Annotated in this window: 20 protein-coding genes; 9 read left to right on the top strand and 11 right to left on the bottom strand. The window is 67.2% G+C overall.

Features of this window, described 5'->3' with window-relative positions:
- Positions 1–53 precede the first annotated feature (53 nt).
- The 4 genes from NN4_RS06450 to NN4_RS06435 form a co-directional block, all read right to left on the bottom strand.
- Positions 54–500, bottom strand: coding sequence for a L,D-transpeptidase (locus NN4_RS06450; RefSeq protein WP_147129029.1), 447 nt, complete (start codon positions 498–500; stop codon positions 54–56).
- A gap of 241 nt (positions 501–741) precedes the next feature.
- Complete coding sequence (locus NN4_RS06445) at positions 742–2193, bottom strand: AIM24 family protein (protein ID WP_147129099.1); 1452 nt, start codon at positions 2191–2193, stop codon at positions 742–744.
- Between the two features lie 219 nt (positions 2194–2412).
- The gene (locus NN4_RS06440) at positions 2413–3822 is read right to left on the bottom strand and encodes an APC family permease (RefSeq protein WP_147129028.1); all 1410 of its coding nucleotides are present in this window, start codon (positions 3820–3822) and stop codon (positions 2413–2415) included.
- Complete coding sequence (locus tag NN4_RS06435; RefSeq protein ID WP_147129026.1) at positions 3815–5770, bottom strand: primary-amine oxidase; 1956 nt, start codon at positions 5768–5770, stop codon at positions 3815–3817. Before NN4_RS06435 ends, NN4_RS06440 begins: the two co-directional genes overlap by 8 nt.
- Before the next feature lie 365 nt (positions 5771–6135).
- On the opposite strand from NN4_RS06435, the gene NN4_RS06430 reads away from it, so the two are divergent.
- The 3 genes from NN4_RS06430 (at position 6136) to NN4_RS06420 (ending at position 9363) form a co-directional block, all read left to right on the top strand.
- Positions 6136–7881: an N-acyl-D-amino-acid deacylase family protein gene (locus tag NN4_RS06430; RefSeq protein ID WP_147129025.1), complete on the top strand. Its 1746-nt coding sequence runs from the start codon at positions 6136–6138 to the stop codon at positions 7879–7881.
- Positions 7878–8504: a TetR/AcrR family transcriptional regulator gene (locus NN4_RS06425; RefSeq protein WP_147129024.1), complete on the top strand. Its 627-nt coding sequence runs from the start codon at positions 7878–7880 to the stop codon at positions 8502–8504. Before NN4_RS06430 ends, NN4_RS06425 begins: the two co-directional genes overlap by 4 nt.
- 76 nt (positions 8505–8580) lie before the next feature.
- The gene (locus tag NN4_RS06420) at positions 8581–9363 is read left to right on the top strand and encodes a crotonase/enoyl-CoA hydratase family protein (protein ID WP_147129023.1); all 783 of its coding nucleotides are present in this window, start codon (positions 8581–8583) and stop codon (positions 9361–9363) included.
- Between the two features lie 30 nt (positions 9364–9393).
- Here the strand turns inward: NN4_RS06420 and NN4_RS06415 are convergent, their stop codons facing one another.
- From NN4_RS06415 to NN4_RS06405, 3 genes are all read right to left on the bottom strand, one after another.
- Positions 9394–10341, bottom strand: a complete 948-nt coding sequence (locus NN4_RS06415; protein ID WP_147129021.1) for an anti-sigma factor RsbA family regulatory protein — start codon at positions 10339–10341, stop codon at positions 9394–9396.
- Positions 10338–10697 carry an STAS domain-containing protein gene (locus tag NN4_RS44815; protein ID WP_503826339.1) on the bottom strand — a complete coding sequence of 120 codons (360 nt, stop codon included), beginning with the start codon at positions 10695–10697 and terminating at the stop codon, positions 10338–10340. The genes NN4_RS06415 and NN4_RS44815 overlap by 4 nt, the downstream gene beginning before the upstream one ends.
- Positions 10698–10846: 149 nt before the next feature.
- Positions 10847–11491, bottom strand: a complete 645-nt coding sequence (locus tag NN4_RS06405) for a TetR/AcrR family transcriptional regulator (RefSeq protein WP_147129019.1) — start codon at positions 11489–11491, stop codon at positions 10847–10849.
- A gap of 383 nt (positions 11492–11874) precedes the next feature.
- On the opposite strand from NN4_RS06405, the gene NN4_RS06400 reads away from it, so the two are divergent.
- A complete protein-coding gene (locus NN4_RS06400) occupies positions 11875–12258 on the top strand; it encodes a hypothetical protein (RefSeq protein ID WP_147129017.1) in 384 nt (127 codons plus the stop codon).
- Positions 12259–12363: 105 nt separating this feature from the next.
- On the top strand, positions 12364–13911 hold the full coding sequence (locus NN4_RS06395; protein ID WP_246180739.1) for a carboxylesterase/lipase family protein: 1548 nt from the start codon (positions 12364–12366) through the stop codon (positions 13909–13911).
- A gap of 20 nt (positions 13912–13931) precedes the next feature.
- Here NN4_RS06395 and NN4_RS06390 read toward each other — a convergent pair whose 3' ends face one another.
- On the bottom strand, positions 13932–14399 hold the full coding sequence (locus tag NN4_RS06390) for a DUF4352 domain-containing protein (RefSeq protein WP_147129013.1): 468 nt from the start codon (positions 14397–14399) through the stop codon (positions 13932–13934).
- A 40-nt stretch (positions 14400–14439) separates the two neighbouring features.
- On the bottom strand, positions 14440–14901 hold the full coding sequence (locus NN4_RS06385; protein ID WP_246180732.1) for an aggregation-promoting factor C-terminal-like domain-containing protein: 462 nt from the start codon (positions 14899–14901) through the stop codon (positions 14440–14442).
- 207 nt (positions 14902–15108) lie between these two features.
- On the opposite strand from NN4_RS06385, the gene NN4_RS06380 reads away from it, so the two are divergent.
- The 3 genes from NN4_RS06380 to NN4_RS06370 all read left to right on the top strand — a co-directional run bounded on the left by NN4_RS06380 (position 15109) and on the right by NN4_RS06370 (position 17849).
- Positions 15109–16080, top strand: a complete 972-nt coding sequence (locus tag NN4_RS06380; RefSeq protein ID WP_147129012.1) for a G1 family glutamic endopeptidase — start codon at positions 15109–15111, stop codon at positions 16078–16080.
- 178 nt (positions 16081–16258) lie between these two features.
- Complete coding sequence (locus NN4_RS44810) at positions 16259–16438, top strand: RNA polymerase sigma factor region1.1 domain-containing protein (RefSeq protein ID WP_159080163.1); 180 nt, start codon at positions 16259–16261, stop codon at positions 16436–16438.
- Positions 16439–16559: 121 nt separating this feature from the next.
- A complete protein-coding gene (locus NN4_RS06370) occupies positions 16560–17849 on the top strand; it encodes a hypothetical protein (RefSeq protein WP_147129010.1) in 1290 nt (429 codons plus the stop codon).
- 22 nt (positions 17850–17871) lie between these two features.
- Here NN4_RS06370 and NN4_RS06365 read toward each other — a convergent pair whose 3' ends face one another.
- Complete coding sequence (locus NN4_RS06365; RefSeq protein WP_147129009.1) at positions 17872–18345, bottom strand: NUDIX hydrolase; 474 nt, start codon at positions 18343–18345, stop codon at positions 17872–17874.
- A 236-nt stretch (positions 18346–18581) separates the two neighbouring features.
- Between NN4_RS06365 and NN4_RS06360 the strand changes: the two genes are divergently transcribed.
- Positions 18582–19208, top strand: coding sequence for a TerD family protein (locus NN4_RS06360; RefSeq protein ID WP_281289328.1), 627 nt, complete (start codon positions 18582–18584; stop codon positions 19206–19208).
- A gap of 8 nt (positions 19209–19216) precedes the next feature.
- Here NN4_RS06360 and NN4_RS06355 read toward each other — a convergent pair whose 3' ends face one another.
- The gene (locus tag NN4_RS06355; RefSeq protein WP_147129008.1) at positions 19217–19876 is read right to left on the bottom strand and encodes a chymotrypsin family serine protease; all 660 of its coding nucleotides are present in this window, start codon (positions 19874–19876) and stop codon (positions 19217–19219) included.
- Positions 19877–20008: the final 132 nt, after the last annotated feature.

Raw genomic sequence — 20008 nt, 5'->3', positions numbered from 1 at the left:
GCAAAAACGGGATGCCCGTCGAGGGCATCCCGTTCGCGTGCTGAAAGATCGTGTTACTCCACGACTTCGACTATGTCGCCGGGCTCCAGATGATTGAAGGTGGCCTCGGCGGCATCGGGGTTCATCCGAATGCAGCCGTGCGACATCGAATCGAGCGGCCCGATGTGTGTAGCGATATCGCCGTCGAAGAAGACGGCGTATTCCATCGGTGCATTGTGCATTGTGCTCCAGAAATCTCGCCGCTTGAAGTCGACATCGAAGACGCCGACGTGCGACTCGTATCCCGGCCTGCCGATCTCGATCGGCTTCGGGCCGTAGACGGTCCTGCCGTCCTCCATCAGCCACACTTCCTTGGTCGACAACCGCATGCACGCGCGCGCCTTCGCCGCGGTGCACGGTGCGTAGACCGGCGCGGGAGGCGGCGGCTGAATGATGGCCGGGATACCCGGTATATCGGGGCCGCCGGGCCATAACGGCTCGGCCTGCGCGGTTCCCGTCATGGCGAATCCGGCTGACGCGACCCCGACCAGTACCGCGAATCTAGCCGCCCGATCTCGAAAACGCCTGCTGCTCGTCAAATTTCCGACCTCTCTTCGCCTTACCGCCACGCTTTGTGCCGAATGCCAGGGTGATAGGAATGCCTCGTCGCAACGCTCAGAAATCCGAGGTGCTGCCGATCATCGCGGACGGTGCGCGTGTGGTCAATCGTGGCGCGCGAATTGTTAGCCGAACTATCCCTGGTTAACCGAACAACCCCCCGCCTTGCCCGGCTTGCTGGCCGCCGCCGGTGCCGCCGATGAACCCGCCGGGTGGCAGCTCCGAGGGCTGCACGATGACGAAGCCGCGCCCGGAGAACGCCAGCGTGAGGCCCTCACCGGTGCTGCGGCCGAGCAGCCTGCCCAGGCCGAACGAGTCGTTGCGCTTGATCCCGGTCTGCAAGCTGGACGACCAGGCCACCGCCGCCTGCGGGTCGGCATAGGTCGGCTGATCCACCTGCAAGACCACGGGCGAGCCGTGCGTGGTGATGGCGATCCGGCCCCGTCCGGTGAAGACACAGTTGAAAAGCCCGGCGTTACTGGCGACTCCGGCCGCACCCTGCACCCGCTGGACCCGGTAGCTCAGACTCGAGTCGAAGGCGAGCACGTTGGAACCGTTGATGGTGAGGCCGTCGCTGCCGTCGAGGTCGATCAGGTGCACGTCGGCGGCGCTGTCGGCGAGGAACAGGTCGCCGCGGCCGGAGACGTTCATCAGCGGCACGCCCTCGCCGGTGAGCCGCTGGGTGATCGCCCGGCCGATGCCGCCGGAGCCCAGCGCTTTGAACTGCATCTCGCCCTGGTAGGCCACCATCGAACCGGCCCGCGCCATGACTTCGCCGTTGACGGCGACCTTGATCATCTTGCTGCCCTGCTTCTGGATGCCGACGCCGGTGACCTCGGCGTGGTTCGGGTTGAACAGATCGCTCTGCATGGGCAGTGCTCCTTGCTGAGGTGAGGGCGCGACAGGTGGGGCGTAGGCGGGGGCCGGGGGTGCGTAGTTCGGTGGCGCGCTCTGGGGTGGGTAGTTCGGTGGTGCACCCTGCGGCGGATAGTTCGGCGGTGCGCCAAGTGGCGGGTAATTCGAGGGCGCGCCCTGGGGCGAGTAGTTCGACGGTGGCGCGCCGTGTGGCGGAGGCGGTGCCTGCGGCGGGTAGCCGGGCGGCGAAACCGGTGCGGCAGCAGCCGCGCTCGGCGTGGGCGCCTCGGGTTCGTCGTCGATGTTCACCCCGAACGCCGTCGCGATACCGGCCAGCCCGTTGTCGTAACCCTGCCCGACCGCCCGCACCTTCCAGGCGCCGCCGCGGCGATAGATCTCCACGCACACCACGGCCGTTTCGGTGGTGAGCCCGTCCATCGGGAAAGTCAGTGTCCCCGAATCGGAGCCGATCGTCGCCTGCAACGTGCCCGCGCGGGCGAAGGTGGGCGGTCCGCTGCCGTCCAGGCTGGCGGTGACCACGACCTTGTCGACGTCGGCCGGTAGCGCGCTGGTCTGCACGTCGACCATGTCGCCACGACCGCTGCCGTGCCGATAGGTGACGCCGGGTCCGACCGGCTGGTTGAAGAACACGAAGTCGGCGTCGGACCGGACGCGTCCGTCCGCGCCGAGCAACAGCGCCGACACGTCGACCCCGGCCGAGCAGGCGACGGTCACCGTCATCCGATCGGCGGGCGCCGGCCGGTTTTCGCCGCGCGCGAGGGCGCTCACCGGGCCCCCGCGCGGTCGTCGGCGCTCGGGCCGAATGGCATGGGATTCACGGCATCAAGTCTGTCCCGACTCGGCCCCGCGCGCCACCGTCCGCGCCGTACCGAGCCTGGCCCGCCGCACACCTTTCGACTTCCCGCCGACGAAATCGCATGCGATTCGATGTGCGGGAGATCAAATAGTGTGCGGCTGCGCGGGGTTCGGGGCGGTGCGGGCGAGGGTGACGCCGAGCGCGAAAGTGGCGGCGACGATGGCCAGGAGGACGATCGAGACGAGGGCGGAACCACCGACCAGGGTGGTGAAGTTGTCGATGACCAGCGCTGTGATCAGCAGCAGTCCGCCGGTGCCGAGGACGGGCGCGATCACCGTGTGCCAGACCCGGCGATCCAGGCCGGTGCGGCGGAAGAAGACGATGACGGCGACGCTGGTGAGGAGCATCAGCAGCAGCATGGCCACGGTGGCCAGGCCGGACATCCAGGTGAACAGCTGCAGGACCGGGTCGGCGCCGGCGAGTGCGAAGGTGCCGAGGAGAAGTGCGGCCGAAAACGTCTGGGCGAGCGCGGCCTTGTGCGGCGAGCCGTGCCGGAGGTGGATATGGCCGAGCGCCGGATGGCCGATGCCGTCGCGGGCCAGCGCGTAGCCGTAGCGGGAGATCGCGTTGTGGAAGGCGAGCAGGGCGGCGAACAGGCTGGTCACCAGCAGGATCGCCATGAGATCGGCGGCGGATTCGCCGAGGAACAACCGCGCGGCGGTGAAGGTCAGCCCTTCGGGATCCGCACTCGCGGCAGCCGCGACGTCGTCGCTGCCGAACGCGAGCACGACCGCCCAGCTGGACACCGCGTAGAGCACGCCGATCGTGCCGACCGCGAGGTAGGTGGCCCGTGGGATGGTGCGGCGCGGGTCGCGGGCCTCCTCACCGTAGATCGCGGTGGCCTCGAACCCGATGAACGACGCGATCGCGAACATCAACGCGACGCCGGGAGAGCCGTCGAAGAACGCCGACGGAGTGAAGGAGACGGTGTCGATGCCGTGCGCGCCGCCGCGGGTCAGCACGGTGGCCGACAACGCCACGATGCTGCCGATCTCGACCACCAGCAGCACACCGAGCACCTTGGCGCCGAGCTCGATATTGCGGTAGCCGAGCACGGCGACGACGGCCATCAGCGCGAAAGCGTAGACGTACCAAGGTAGATCGGGACCACCGTAGTGCACGACGAGCTCTTCGGCGGTCGATGCCGCCAGGCCGTAGATCCCCGCCTGGATGGCGGTATATGTCAGCAGAGCCAGTCCCGCCGCACCGAGCCCGGCACGGGGGCCGAGGCCCCGGCGGACGTAGGCGTAGAACGCGCCCGCCTCGTCCAGATGACTACTCATCGCGGCGTATCCGACGCTGAAGAGCAGCAGGACGCCCGCGGCGACGAGGTAGGCGGTCGGCGCGCCCGCCCCGTTGCCGAGCCCGATCATGAGCGGCAACGCGCCGCCGACGGCGGTCAGCGGCGCGGCGGCGGCGATGACGAGGAACACGATCCCCGCCACCCCGATCGAACCGCGTAATCGTGCACCGGCAGTGGATGATTCAGTCATCGGGAGCTCCATGGCAGGGACTGGTCGAGCCGGCGCAGTGGCCGGAGCCGGTGCGCGGAACATCGAGGGTGGGATTGCGGTCGAAGAAGCCGACCGGTTCGAGCGTGAACCCGGTGTAGGCGACCGGCATGATCGGCCAGTCCTCCGGGCGCGGAAAGTGCGTGAGGCCGAACGTATGCCACACGACGAGGTCCTCGTTGTCCAGCGAACGGTCGCCGGACACATAGTCGGGAAGTCCCGCACCGCCGGGATGCTGATTCACGAAATCGCCTGCGGCATAGCGCTCTTTCGGGTCATAGCGGGTAACCCAGAGATTTTTGGTGGCGAACGCGGCCCGCTGCGCGATGGGTGATTCGTCGGCGGCGAGCAGCGTCTCTTTGCCTTCCGGATGCAGCACGTAGGAGACGTTCTGCCCCAAGCGGTTACACACCTCGGGGTTGCTGATGTGCCAGGTGCGGCCGACCCGGTTGTCCGCGAGCCGCTGAGCCTGCGATTCGCGGATCAGCGGGGTGCGCCGCCGCGTGAAAGCGTTGCCGTGCGGATTGTCCGGGCCGATCGGCAGCCGGACACTCTCGACCTCCGCTACCTGGTTGCGATGTCCGTCGACCATCATGTCGAGTCGCGCACTGAACAGATGTTGGTGATACGGCGCACCGAGGCCGGGTGCCACCTGCGTGGAGAACGGGTGGTCGGCGCCGGGATAGGCCGCGGTGAACACGATTCCGGTGGCCTTGACCTCGAAACCGATGGTCCCGTCGAGGTACAGGTACCAGAAGAAGCCGTAGTCGTAGTTGCCGACCGTGGTGAAGAACGAGATCACCAGCCTGCGCTGGCGGCGCACCTCCCGCGAGCCGGTCCACAGGTCGGTGTGCTTCCACAGCACGCCGAAATCCTCTTCGTGCAGGCAGATCGCGTTGCGCAGGACGCGCGGCCGACCCGCTTCGTCGGCGATGACCGCGTCGAAGTAGGTGATGTCGCCGACGCAGTCGCAGCCGAGCTCGAGGGCGTTGGCGTAGCGCCCGACGAGGTACTCGCCGGTGTCGAAGTAGTTCTGCCAGGAGCGGATCGGTGACGGATCGGCGTAGGGCACCACCATCTCCGCGATGGACGCGCGATGGATGATCGGCCGGACCCGGCCGCCGTCGTGAAAACCGATCTGGTGCAGGACAAGTCCCTCGCGGGCATCGAAACCCACCCGCACCGACCACTTTTCCCACTCGACCAGATTGCCGCGCACGGTGAAACTCGGCCCCTGTGGCTGGGTGATCTCGATCGGTTTCTGGGTGCTGCGCAGGCGGCCGGTCACGCCGGGATCGTCGAAATTGCCGGATTCCTCGGGTATGTCGACCGGCCCGGCGTCGATCACCCGGAGCACCTCGCGCGTCATGACGTCTACGAAGGCGACCAGCCCGTCGATCGGGTGCGCCCACGGGTGGTCCTTCTCGTGCTGCTGGTGGAATGCCAAGCCGCGCAGGATGCGCCGACCTGCCTCGCCCGGGTAGTCGAACACGCCTGCCGACAGCGGGGCGACCCGCACCTGGGCGACGTCGAGGCCGCGGGCGGCCAGCGCCGCCAGCCAGTCTGGATCGGTCGCCAGCACCGCCTCGACCAGCTCGAACTCCTCGTCGAGCACCGGCAGCTGGCCGTCGCTGATCGCGTCCATGGTGCGCTGCGTGAGCACCGCGCGGCGGCCGAGCGACACGGTCAGGTCGACGGCGTTCGGACGGTCCACGTCGTGCAGCAGCACCCGGAAGCAGCGGTCCAACGGCGTGGTGCCCGACCAGTCGTAGACGGCGTACTTGTCCGGTTCGTCCAGCCCGACGTAGACGAAACGTGTTGTCGCCGCGATCAGCCCGGCCTCGGCGACGACGGCGCGCACCTCGGCGATCTCCGCTTCGGTGGGCAGCGCGAGCGGATGATCGGCACGTTCCGGTATCGGTGTGGGCATGCGGCCCCTCCATCCTGGTTCTACGAATACGGGAAACAAGGAGTTGTTCGCCGAGGAGCTGCGTCAGGTCAGTATATTCAGCAACTATTCGGACAATTGGTAGACATCGGGCGCTTTCGCATTGTCGATGCTTATTTGGCGCCGGGCGCGATCTCGTGAATCGGCTTGTTGTCCGTGGTACGGGGGCGTTATCGAGCAAATTTACTACTCTGCTCCCATATTCGTTCGGGTGAGAATGACTGGCGTTGGTGACCATATTCCGAGCGTGGAGTTACGCAATGGCAAATCATTGCGCGCACGCGATCCCGGTGCGGTGTGAGAACTGACCCCTTGACGGTTAGTGACCGATCGGTTGCAATGTGAGAGTGAGCTACGACACGATCATCAAGTCCGGACGCTGGTTCGACGGTGCCGGTTCGCCCTCCGCCACGCGGCACATCGGACTTCGCGGGGATCGTGTCGTGACGGTGTCGGCGGACCCGCTCGACGAGACGGGCTGTCCGAATGTCATCGAGGCCGCGGGCAAGTGGGTCGTCCCCGGCATGATCGACATCCATACGCACTACGACATCGAGGTGCTGAAGACGCCCGCGCTCACCGAGTCGGTGCGCCACGGCATCACCACGGTGCTGCTCGGGTCGTGTTCGCTGTCGACCGTGCACGTCGGGGCGACCGACGCGGGCGATCTGTTCGGCCGGGTCGAGGCGATCCCGCGGCGCCACGTCATCGAGGCGGTCGACGAGGTCAAGACCTGGCAGTCCGCGGGCGAGTACATCACTGCGCTGGAGGAGCTGCCGCTCGGCCCCAATATCGCTGCCATGCTGGGGCATTCGGATATCCGGACCGCACAGATGGGACTCGACCGCGCCACCCGCAAAGAGGTTCGGCCCACGCCGGCCGAGCAGGCGGCGATGGAAGCGGCGCTGACCGAGGCGCTCGATGCCGGATTCGTCGGAATGTCCGCGCAGCAGCTGCTTTTCGACAAGATCGACGGGGACACCTGCCGCTCGCGCACCCTGCCGTCGACCTACGCCAAGGCGCGAGAACGCCGCCGCCTCAACGCGATTCTGCGACGGCGGCGCCGCGTATTGCAGGCCGGTCCGGACATCGCCTCGGTGCGCAGTATCGCCGCGATGACGCTGAGCAGCTTGGGCATCTTCCGCAAGCGATTGAAGACGACGCTGCTCTCGGCCGCCGACATCAAGGCGAATCCTGCGCTGGTCTACATCATGGGACCGATCGCGCGCGCGTTGAACGCGCTCGGCGGTGACTTCCGCTGGCAGCACCTGCCGGTGCCGTTCGAGGTCTACGCCGACGGCATCGACCTGGTGATCTTCGAGGAGTTCGGCTCGGGTGCCGCCGCGCTGCACCTCGCCGACCAGGTCGAGCGCAACGCGCTGATGCAGGACGAGTCGTATCGGCGGCGGTTCCGGAAGGACTACGACGCCAAGTTCGGGATGCGGGTCTGGCACCGTGACTTCTTCGACGCCGAGATCGTCTCCTGTCCGGACGATTCGGTGATCGGGAAGACCTTCGGTCAGGTCGGCCTGGAACGCGGCGGCACGCACCCGGTGGACGCGTTTCTCGATCTGGTGGTCGCGCACGGCACCAAACTGCGCTGGCGCACCACGATTTCCAACCATCGGCCGAAGTTCCTGACCAAGCTCGGCGCGGACCCCGGTGTGCAGCTGGGTTTTTCGGACGCCGGTGCGCATCTGCGAAACATGGCGTTCTACAACTTCGGCCTCCGCTTCCTGCGCCGCGTACACGACGCCGAGCGTGCCGGGACGCCGTTTCTCTCGCTGGAGCGTGCGGTGCATCGGCTCACCGGCGAGCTCGCCGACTGGTACGGGATCGACGCGGGCCACCTGCGACCGGGCGAGCGAGCGGATCTGGTGATCATCGACCCGGCGCACCTGGACGACTCGCTGGACGCCTACGCCGAAAGCCCGGTCGCGCAGTATGACAATCTGTCTCGCATGGTGAATCGCAATGACGGAGCGGTCTCGGCCGTCTTCATCGGCGGCAAGTACGTTTTCGGCGACGGCACGGCCGCGCCGATCCTCGGCACCGACCGCACCGGGCGATTCCTCAGGTCGCAGGTGCGGTGACCGCGCCACCGCGCCGAACCCAGGCCCAGCGCCGCGCCGCCGCGATCACCAAACTCGTCGAGGCCACCATCGAGGCCATCGCCGAGGTCGGCTACCACAACGCCTCGCTCGGTGAGATCAGCCGCCGCGCAGGCGTTTCCAAGGGCGGCATCTTCCGGCACTTCGACTCGCGGACCGACCTGGTGGTGGCCGCCGCCGAGGAGGTCGGCCGCAGGCACATGCGCGCGTTCGACAATATTCGCGTGCGCGAAAACACCGACCGCCCACTGGATTTGACGCATATCCTGCATCGCGCCCGGAACCAGATCCGGCAGGAGACCAACACGGTCTGGTTCGAACTGCTGGTCGCCGCGCGCACCGAACCGCAGCTGCGGGCCCGCCTCGCCCCGGTCGCCAGCGCCCTGATCGACGACGTCGAGCGGGTCGCCGTCGCGGCCCTCAGCCCCGCCGTCCCCGCCGATATCGCGCGCCTGCTGGCCACCTCGATTGTGCACATGTTCGACGGCGAGGCGATCTTCCGCTCCACCTATCCCAGACCCGAGCTCGAAGACACTCGGATCGAATACATCGCAGGCACCTTCCAGCGGCTGGCGGCGCAGAGCCGAGTCGAATCGGACTCCTGAGCAAACCGTTCGCAGGCCCCTACGCACTGATTATGGTCTATTGCATAATCGATATCAGTCTTGTTGACTGAAGCCCATGGCCGACACCGTTACCGTCGAACGCGACGGACATGTCCTGCTCATCGGGCTGAACCGCGCGGACAAGCGCAACGCCTTCACCCTAGAGATGCTCGAAGCGCTCTCCCGCGCGTACGCCCTGCTCGAGCGCGACGACGAGCTGCGCGCCGGCGTCCTGTTCGGACACGGCGAGCATTTCACCGCCGGCCTCGACCTGGTCGATGTCGCGCCAGCGCTCGCCTCCGGCGCGATCACCTATCCCGAGGACGGCCTGGATCCGTGGCGGCTGGATTACCGCTGGACCAAGCCGGTGATCGCCGTGGCACAGGGTTGGTGCATGACGCTCGGCATCGAGCTGCTGCTGGCCGCCGACATCCGGATCGCCGCCGAAGGCACCCGGTTCAGTCAGCTGGAGGTCCGGCGCGGCATCTACCCGTTCGGCGGTGCGACGCTGCGGTTCTGGCGGGAAGCGGGCTGGGGCAACGCGATGCGCTGGGTGCTGACCGGAGCTGAGTTCGATGCCGCCGAGGCCTACCGGATCGGCCTGGTTCAGCAGGTCACGCCCGATGCTGCGACGGCGCTCGCCGCGGCGCGCGCCCTGGCCACCGAAATCGCCGAGGACTCGGCACCGTTGGGCGTGCGCACCATCCTCGCCTCCGCGCACCGCGCTCGCGACGAAGGCAATGCCGCGGCGGCCGAGCACCTGGTCGGCGATGTCACAAAACTGTTCGCGACGGCCGACGGTGCGGAGGGCATCCAGTCGTTCGTCGAGCGGCGTAAGGCGCGATTCACCGGCAAGTAAGGCCGAAACGCCAGGCCTTTCGCGGGCCGCTCAGGCCAGGCGGAGATCCATCTGGATGGTGGTCCCGTGCACGCCGGTGTGGATGCGGACCAGGTCGGTGAGGTGGTTGACCAGCAGCAGCCCGCGGCCACCGAATTGGAACGGTGCCGGTGGCAGGCGGCCCGCGAGGGGATTGGTGATGTGGCCCGCGTCGCGGACCTGAGCGCGCAGCTGCCTGCCCTCGATCCAGAGCGCGAGCGTGCCGCTGCCGCCGCCGTGCACCACCGAGTTGGTGATGGTCTCGGCGATCACCAACTCGAGGTCGATGATCCGGTCGTCGTCCATGCCGAGGCCGCGCGCGTAGGCGCCCGCCCGGTGCCGGGTCTCGGCGAGCGTCGCGGCGTCGAAGGCGAGCACGCTCGCGATGGCGGGCGGCGGGGACAACGGCTTGTTGTACGAGGCGACGATGCGGTCGGGATCGTAGGCGCTACTGGCGCGTTCGCCGTCGCCGTCGATCAGGGTCGGATGCGTCGCGTGCGCGTCGACCAGCACGGCCGGGTCCAGGCGTTCGGTGTCGTAGGGGCACAGGATGGTGACCTCGCGCCCGGTGAACGCGGCGTTGATCAGCGCTTCGTGCTGGACGCACGCCGGATACTCGGTCGCCGAACGCCCGGCCCAGATGGGTTCGCCGATGATCCGCACGCGGCCGGTCGGGTAGGTATCGGCGAAGGCCCGCAGCACGCCCGGAATAATCCGGCCGGGGTTGCGGCCTTCGACGGTCATGTCCATCAGCCGCACGGCCTCGGCATCCGAGCCGAGTTCGGCGCGGATCAGTTCCAGGTTCGGCCCGGGGACCGAGACCGCGACCGGTTCGTTGTTGGCCAATCCCGCTCGGATGAAGCCCACGGTGCCCGCCAGGTATTCCTCGGTGTCGCTGTAGAAAAGCGCCGGGTGCACGAAGGGGTCTGCGGTGGGTAGCGGGTCGGTGGTGATGGTCATGCGCGGTCTACCTCAATTGTGGGAAGCGACGGCCAGAACAGCTCGAGGATGCGGACGAGCGTCACGGGCGGATTGTGCAGCACGACCCGGCGTCCCTCGGCCGACTGATTCGTGGCTTCCACCAGTATCAGGGTGCCATGGGTATCGATGAAGGTGAGCTCGGACAACTCCAGGTGGATATCGGGTGCGGCGGGTAGTTCGGCGAGCGCGCTCTGCCACGTGTCGTGCGTCGTGAGGTCGACCTGACCCACGCAACGTAGACCAGGTGGCTTGCTGGTCGAAAACGTCCGCAACCTGGTTGTATCCGGCGAGATAGCGGGACCTCGTTCGGCGGGTCTCGCTGGTTCGGCCTGCACCGTCGTACCACCCCTTCTGCCTGTCCACGGCAGGGAAACTTATGCACAAACTTACGCCTCGTTGCCCGGCGACTATCAGGTGGTCGGTCATGTCGGCCGTACTGTTCGACGGCGACGTCCCGCGCGGACGATCGGTCGTGAAGCTCCGCTCAGGCTGCGGGAAGGATCGACGGGTCGGTGCAGTACGCCCGCAGTCGCCACAGCATGGCGGCGCGCGACTGCGCGAACGTGGCTTCCCGGTCCAGCAGTCGCGAACGGGTGATCGCGGCGTAGCCGAGCGCGTCGAGCTCGAAGGCGAGCACGCCGGGGTCGGTGTCCTTCCGCAACTGGCCGGCGTCGAGCGCGGCGCGAATGATGGTGTGTACGAACGCATCCCATTCTCGGGCGAGGCTGACGATCCGGTCGCGCACCGGGCCCGGCTGATCGTCGAACTCGTGCTGGACGGCCACGAAGAAGCAGCCGCCGGGCAGCACCCGGCCGGTATAGAACGCCAATCGCGCCTCGTGCAGCGCCCACAACTGGCGCGCGCCGGTCGGGGCTTGCATGGCGGGCTGCACCACCCGCTCCGCCCATTGCAGTCGCGCGCGCTCGATGGCCGCCAACTGCAGCTCTTCCTTGTCGCGCCAGAGCGAGAACAGTCCGGACTTGCTCACGCCGGCCTCGGCGGCCACCTGACCCATGCTCAGTGCGCCGAGTCCCTCGACGGAGGCGAGCGAGACGACCGCATCCAGCACGGCCGTTCTGGATCGGTCGCCGCGCGCTCGGCGCCCGTCGGCCGGGGGCCTGTTCGTCATGTCGATATCCTATTCAATAAGTCCGACCGATCGGTCGCAATAGTGGAGATTTGTCATGTTCGGGTGCGGCGCCGATCGGCGTCCGGTGGGCTGCCGCCCCGGGAACCTTGCGGAAGCGTACGTCCAACGATCGACGGCGAAATGGGGGATTCCCCTGAGGCGTAAACAGTTTCGTTTCGGATATCTTCGTCGTATCGGAGTCGCAGACCGAAAAATGCTGCACTCCAATGCTTTAGACGCTCTGCCGTACCAGGAAAAACTTCCGGTGGGAAGGGTCTGTCTCGAATTCGAACGCGATGTGTGCGTTCCCGGTGAATCAGAGGTCGATGGTGTCGAAGAAGAGTGTGTGTTCCGGCGGGGCCCGACGGGTGATGGTGCGGAGCGTGGTCGCCGCAACCCTGGTACTGGCACCGGCCGCGGTCCTTGTCCCGGTGGCATCCGCCATCCCATGCCACGCGCCGACCGATGTCGGCTGCACCAACCCCAACGGAACCCTCAATACGGGTCCGCACCACCGTCCCGGTGGCTTCGACGATCGCAACGGTTTCGACGATCGCTACGGGGTGGACGGTTACGACGTCTTCGGTTATGACAGGTTCGGCTACAACCGGTTCGGTTACAACCAATTCGGCTATGACCGGTCCGGTTACGATCGGGAGGGGTACACGGCACAGGGCTGTGCCCGCAACGGCGCGGACCGTCCGAACGCCGACCCCGCCGCATGTGCACGGTGGCGGTCGCGTCCGGCCACCGGCAGTGCTTCCTAGCGGGTTGCGATAGGGCGCACTACGGTTCAGCCGACCGTCACTCGACAGAGAGGCTCCGCGATGCACCCTTACTGGTCCGACAAGCTCCGGTGGCGGGCACGACGGATGGCCGTGACGGTCGCCGTCCTCTCCGTGCTGTGCGGGGCGGTAGTCGGGTGCAACGACTCGAACGAGAAGCAGCCGACCGACGCTGCGGTCGTGCGAACCCAGTCCGGGCCGGTGCGCGGGTCGGCGACCGCGGACGTGCGCTCGTTCTCCGGAATACCTTATGCGGCAGCACCGACGGGCGAGCTGCGGTGGAAACCGCCTGCCGCACCGGCCAACTGGTCGCAGGAGCGGGACGCGACCGCACCGGGCGCGCAATGCCTCCAGGCGGAAGGCCCAGGGCCGCTCTCGGGCAGCGAGGACTGCCTGTTCCTGAACGTGTCGACGCCGAGCGGCACGCCCGAGCGGCCCCGACCGGTGATGGTGTGGTTCCACGGCGGGGCGTTCCTCGTCGGCAGCGGCGACTGGTACGACCCGTCGCGGCTGGTGCGGACCGGCGACATGGTGGTGGTCACAGTCAACTACCGGCTGGGTGCGCTGGGCTTTCTCGGACACCCGGCGGTGGCACACGACGACGGGCAGGTCGGCAACTTCGGGCTGATGGATCAGCAGGCTGCGCTGCGCTGGGTGCGCGACAATATCGCCGCGTTCGGCGGCGATCCGGCCAAGGTGACCATCGCCGGTGAGTCGGCGGGTGCGATGTCGGTGTGCGATCACCTGGTGTCGCCCGCCTCCGAGCGGTTGTTCCATGGCGCGATCTTGCAGAGCGGCCCATGCGAATTGCAGGCCGACCGGCAGACCGCGGTCGCCAAGAGCGAGCAATACGCGGCGACGCTCGGCTGTCCGGGCGCCGATGCCGCCACCGCGCAGTGCCTGCGCGCGTTGCCCGCGGACAAGGTCGCCGCGACGCCGTTGCAGTTCACCGGCGAGGGCGGGGACGGGCTGCCCGGTCCGATCTTCGGTCAACCCTTGCTGCCCGAAGACCCGCTTGCCGCTTTCCGCGCGGGCAAGGCTGCGAAGGTGCCGGTGCTGATCGGGGCGAACCACGACGAGTACACCTATTTCACCGCCCGGCAGACGATCACCGCCGAGCAATATCCCCAGCTGCTGACGGTGTTCGGGCCCCGCGCCGAGGCCGTGGCCGAGCGCTATCCGCTGACCGGCTACGACCAGCCGACGCTGGCCTGGTCGGCGGTGATGACCGACTACCTCTTCGTCTGCCCGATCGCGGGCATGGCGCAATCTCTCGTTCGCACCGGGCCGGTGTACGCCTACCAGTTCGCGGACCACAACGCCGCGCCGCTGCCCGGCCTGCCCACCCCGCCGCCCTTTCCGCTGGGCGCGTCACACGCCTTCGAACTGCCCTACCTGTTCGACCTGAAGGGGGCATCGACGCTGGCCAGTCCTGCGCAGAAAGACCTGTCCGACAAGATGGTCCGTTATTGGTCCAGTTTCGTTCGGTCCGGCGATCCGAACAGCAAGGGCCTCCCGGACTGGCCCCGGCACACCGGTGACCAGACGCTGGTGCTCGAACCGGAGAAGTTCACCACCACCGACATATCCCGAAACCATCACTGCGATCTCTGGTCGGGCATTCCCGCGCCGTAATTCACCCGTCCGCGCAGGTGCTAGCCGGGCAGCGCAATGGTGGTGACACAGGTGTTGTCGCGCAGCAGTTTCGGGGAAGTATCGGCCGGGATGTCGTACCAGAGGTCCACTTCCGCACGATTGCCGGCGCCGAGGGTGAGCTCGGTGGGTTGGCGCTTGATCGCCATCGCGTCGACGCTGGGCGGGTGCGGGCGATCGGCCGCGTCGTCGAGGTGGTAGTCGCTCGGCCGGGTGGTGCGGAAGGTGTTGTCCGTGTTGGTGATTGCCACCCGAACCCGGATGAACTGGCCCTTGGGCAGCCACTCGGCGTGCGTGCCGAAGATGTAGGCGATGCCGGGCTCGACGGTCATGGCCGTGACCGTCAGCTTGGTGCAGTCCTGCGGCGTGCGAACGTGTTCGGTGGTGGTGGGCGGTGGCGGCGGCGCCGGGGCCGGCTCCGCACCGCAGGCAGCGAGGGGCAGTAGCAAGAGGGGGAGGAGCCGACGCACGGATCAAGACTAGGTGCGCCGCGTCCCGTTGTGTCGCGGATCAGTACCAGTGGTGCGCTTGCCAGAATTCCCAGGCGCCGATGGGGCTGCCGTAGCGCTTGTTCATGTAGTCGTAGGTCCAGCGGATCTGGGTCACCGGGTTGAACGCCCAGTCGAGTCCGTGGGTCCCCATCTTGTGCGGCGGCAGGGCCTGGCCGAGGCCGTAGGCGCCGCTCTCCGGATTGACGGCGAAGACATTCCAGCCGCTTTCCCGGGTGATGATGTTGTCGAACGCCCAGAAATGGTGTGGCGGCACCATTGTCATGGCCAGCGCCTTGACGCCGGCCCTGGGTAGCGAGAGCGAGGAACCCACCGGATGGGTTTTCCAACTGCTCGACGGTGTCGCGCAAATCGGTGGCGCATCGGGGGCCGCGCAGTCGGTGGCGACGGCGTCAGCCGGGGCGGCGCCGAGGAAAATGGCACAGACGGCTGCTGCGAGGGTAGGAATGAAGTACCGCATCATTGATTCGGTCCTTTCGTATCCACGGGTGAATCTCGAAGTCGGTAGTGCTAATTCAGCAAATCACTAGTAACTGGCGATGTGGCGCAGCTGCGCCGGAGTGTCCGCGAAATGAATACAATCGCGGGTTTCGGGTATAGAGATAATTTTTGTGGTCCGTAGGGTGCGCCATCGCAACTCGGTCATACTTTTCGGCTATCGTGGCCCTTCATGACGACTACCCCGGGTCGGACGCGAATTCGAAGCCGTCTCGCCGCGTCGGTGGTGGGGGCGATCGTGGTGGTGCTGGCTTCGCCCTCGGTGGTGCCCGCGCAGGCGGCGCCCGAGCCGGTGCCGAAACCGGCACCGAAGTCGCCGCCGGGTGCGAAATCGGAGCAGACACCGCCGCGCATCCGCGGCACGAACTGGGCCGGTTACGTCGTCACGGGAAGTTTCAAGAGCGTCAGCGCGGAATGGGTCGAACCCGAGGTCACCTGCTCCGACACCGGCGTGATCCAGCGCGTTGTGCCGTGGGTCGGGCTGAACGGGACGCTGGTCGACGGCAAGCAGGCCTTGCCGTTGATGCAGACCGGTTCCGAGGCCATTTGCGTCAGCCCGGCGGGCGCGCTCGCCTCGCTGCCGGGATTGGCGGTCGTCAATTTGGCCAGCGCCACCGTGGCCGATAATCCGGCGTGGTTCCGCAATGCGGTCAAGGCTGCGCAGAGCATGAACAGCCAGATAGGGCAGGCCGCCTCCGAAGGGTGCGAGGTGCTGGGTACCGGTTCGGCCCAGGGCGCCGCGATGTGTGCCCAGCAGACGTATCGAATGGCGCTGTGGGAGGCCTATCCGGCGAACCCGGTGATCTATCCGGACGTCACCTCGAACCCCGGCGACACAATGCGAGCCTCCGTCAGCTTCGACGGTAAGGCGTACACCATGACACTGGCGAATATGACGCAGAATTGGACGCGGACCACCGTCGCGGAGTCCGATGCCCCCGCGTTGAGCGCGGAAATCATCGTCGAAGGACAGTTGAACAGCGCCCTGCCGACATTCAGCCCGATCACCTTCACCAATGTGCAGATCGACGGAAAACCGTTGACCGCATTCGAGCCGGTGGGTTATTCGATCGGCGCCACGAATGGTGAGCTCGGACCCGGGTCGATCAAGGAGAACGGCACCAGCTTCACCATCGCCAAATAGTTCGCTGCTCGTCTGCCGACGCGGCGCCTGCTGCCGAGCGCGGCGTCGTCGTGCAGCGGACTGCGGCAGTCAAATATCAAGAGTCCAGCGATATCTCAGTCGTCACCCAGGTCGCGCTGATAGCCTTGGCCGTCCCTGGACGGACAGCCGTTCGGCCACCCGACACTGGAGACATTGCATGGCGAATCCCGGAATGAAAGAACTCATCGCGCTGGGGCACGAACAGAAGTACATCACCCACGCCGAGATCAATGAGTACGTCCCCGAGGCCGTCGGCGATCGCGATCAGTTCGTCGGCATCATCCAGATGCTGGACGCCAGGGGCATCCCGGTCTACGAATCCGATCCGGTGGAATAACGCTCCGCTGACGCGATCCGACCGATCCGGACGGCTCACAGGTTCGAATACGAACCGGCGGTGTGCGCACTCGAGGCGTGCACGCCGGACATCGTTGTCGGTGAGACCGGAAGGATGAACTGTGGTCGTTCGAGCGCGCGGTGCACGGTCGATGGTGGGAGTCTCCGCATTACTGGCGGGAATGGTGTTGGCGGGCGCTCCGGTGCGGGCGGAGGGGTTGCCCGCGGGCTGCGCAGGTGCGGTGACGGCAGGCAACGACACCATCACCTGTTCGGACAACCTCACGGCCGGTTCGGTGCTCGACGCGGGCGAGGGCGACGACACCATCGTGATCGAGGGTGACGTCCTCGAGGGCGCGGTGGTATCCGGCGGCGTGGGCAAGGACAAGATCTCCGCGCGCAATGTCGGCCGGTTCCTCTGTCCGGCAGCCGAACTCGGCGCCGACGATGTCAACGGCGGCGTCCTCGACGGTGGTCCGGGCGACGACGAGATCACGGTCGGCGGCCAGGACCGGCCCGCGGCCTGCGATGCCGCCATGCAGAAAGGGCCCGGCGGCAATGTCGGGCGCCACGGTGCCGTCGTGGGCGGGCCGGGCAACGACGTGCTCCGAATCGGCAGTGTCGGTTATGTTTTCCAGCCCGACCCGGCCAAGCCGGAGACCGCCGCCGGTGCACACGGCGGCCGGGTATCCGGCGACGACGGTGACGACACCATCACCATCGACACCGTCAGCCTCGGCGAGCGCCCGCCGAGCGGCACCGCGCCGGACGCCCCGGACGCCGTGTTCGGCGGAGCGGGCAAAGACACGATCTCGGTCCACCGAACCGTCGGTGCCGCCGATATCTACGGCGATGCCTACGCACCCATCCCGGACGCGGCCGGTGACACCATCACGGTGGACGAGATGACCGGCGGCTGGGTCCACGGCGGACCCGGTGACGACCTCGTCACCGGCGGCACCCTCGGCGGCGCGGGCGCCGCACTCTGGGGCGACGACGGCAACGACACCATCAAGGCCGGCGACATGTACCTCGGCGCAAGCGTTTTCGGCGGTGACGGCAACGACGCGCTGTCGGCGACCTCGCTCAACAAGGACCCGAGCACCCGCGCCGCCACCCTGATCGGCGGCAACGGCGACGACAAGATCGACGTCGGCACGGTGGGCACCACCGACTCCGTCGTGCTCGGCGACGGCACCGACCCCACCGCGGGCGCCGATCCCAACAGTGGCACCGGCAAGGACACCATCACCGCAATCGCCAACAACGGCAGCATCTTCGGCGGCAACGACGACGACACCATCACCATCGACGTGAACAACAATCTCGTCGATGGTAGTGCGGGCACCAACACCTGCACCATCAAGGGGCAAGGTTCGCGAGGTTCGGTCACCGCCTGCGAGCAGAAGTAGTCGCCTGCCGCGAAACCGGTTGTCAGGGAGCAGGTTCGAACCAGGCGGGTCCGTCACCCAAGGCCTGCTCGATGCGCAACAAGTCGTGCGCGGGCAAGTCCGGCAACGCCGATACCTCGAACCACCCGACTTCCAGGGACTCGTCGTCGTTGACCCGCGCCGTGCCGCCGGTGGCCCGGCACCGAATGGTGATATCCATGAACTGGCAGATGTCACCATTCGGGTAGGTGTGCGGCGGCGTGGCCCGGACGAGCACGAGACGCTCGGCGACACAGTGAACGGCGGTCTCCTCGAACACCTCTCGGACGGCGCAGGCCGCAGGCTGTTCGCCGGGTTCCGGCATCCCGCCGATGATCGCCCAGGAACCGCTGTCGGCGCGCCGCCCGAGCAGCAGCCTGCCCTCGTCATCGAAGACCGCCGCGCTGACGCCAGGTAGCCACAGCAGCTGCCGGCCCGCGTCGGCCCGGATGGTGCGGATGAAGTCGGGGGTAGCCATGGGGCGACAGTATTGCGCCGGATCGCCGCACCGGTCGAATTGCGAGCGGGGCGAATCTGCGCGATTGAATCCGTGGTTTGCGGGGTATGCGGCCGATGACGGGCTGTTTCCGGGTTCGGTCGGCAGAGATGCGGGCCGGACCCGGAGTGGCGGCGCACCCGGCAGCGTCAACGGTGACGAGCTTCTCGATGATGAGCAGGCAGGGCGGGAGCGACCGGTGCCAGCCCTGAGCACAGTTGGAGATAGTTCGGCGTTGCGGTAGCTGGATACCGTGCTCGCCCCTGAGAAAGGGGACACGGTTGTCCTTCCCGTTGCAGAATCCCGATGGCACCTCACCGGAGCACGTTGCTGTTTCGCTGGGGTGGGATCCGTCGGATCAATCCCTGCTTGTCGATTTCGATGGCACGGTGTCCCCGGGCACCAGGTTCGACTTGAATTCGGCGGCTTTGGTTTTCGCGGGGGAAGTCCTGGTGGACACCGTGTATCACGAGCAACTGGTCTCGCGCGACGGTGCGATCGCGCACAGCGGCGACAGCCCGGCCGGGGACGGCGCGGGGGACAACGAGGTGATCACCGTCGAGCTGGCGCGGCTGGCGCCCGAGGTGACGTCGGTCATCTTCCTCGTGACCTCGTACTCGGGGCAGAGTTTCGCGCAGATCGAGAACGCCTACTTCCGGCTACTCGACACCACCTCGGGCCTCGAGATCACCCGCTATCTGCTCAGCGGCGGACAACACACGGGGCTGGCGATGGGCAAACTCGTTCGCACACCGCAGTGTTGGTACTTCCTCGGGATCGGTGAGGGGATATACGCCCAACACCTTGCCGAAGCGGTCCCGCAGGTGGCGCGCTACCTGCCGTAGGGGGTAGGTCAGAGCGGCTGGTAGCCGGCGCCGACACCGCCGCGCGCGTTGAGGTCGTTCATGATGGCGCTGATGTTGGTGCCGACCTGCGGTCCGAGGCAGCCGACGCCGAGGTAGGCGTTCACCATGCCGACCAGTGTGGTGCCGACCACCACCGGCGCACCGGAATCGCCTTTCATCACACACATTTGGGTCCAGGTCTCGGTGCCTGCGGCGCGCACATCGCCCCACACGACACCGCAGCTCGTCCCGCTGGTGCTGCCCCGCTTGCACACGACCGTCGGAAACTGGGCGGGCGCACCGAGATCGGTGATGGTGGTGCCGCCGACGCCGCGCACCGGATGCACGCGCTGGGCATCGAACTCGATGACGGCGTAGTCCAGCGTGCGGTCGGAGTAGACGAACCGGCCCACCGCCGCTCCGTTGGGATCGCCTTCGACCACGACGACCGAGCCCGGCTCCCCGCAGTGCCCGGCGGTCAAACCGACGAGCCGATCGGCACTGTCCTTACCGATGGTCGTCAAGGTGCAACCGACTTTCGAGTCGACCAGGATGCCGGAGCCACCTCCGACGGTCGGCGGGGTGTCGTCCGCCTGGGCCTGGGCGGAAGCGGTTCCGAGCAGCGCGGTTGCGGTGGCGGCGGCGAAGGCGAGTGCGGTTCGTGTCACGAGCAGGGCTCCTCTGGATCGGCTCCCCGGTGCGGTCCGGCCGGGTGTTCGCGACATTCCCGCCTCGATCGTTTCCAAACGGGCTATGTCGCAACCGAATTCGTGCAGGAAGCAGCGATCCTCCGGAGCGTA

Source organism: Nocardia ninae NBRC 108245 (genome assembly GCF_007990755.1).
Taxonomy (GTDB): Bacteria; Actinomycetota; Actinomycetes; order Mycobacteriales; family Mycobacteriaceae; genus Nocardia; species Nocardia ninae.
Note: the sequence above shows the minus strand (reverse complement) of the source record. Positions and strands in the feature narration are given on the sequence as shown.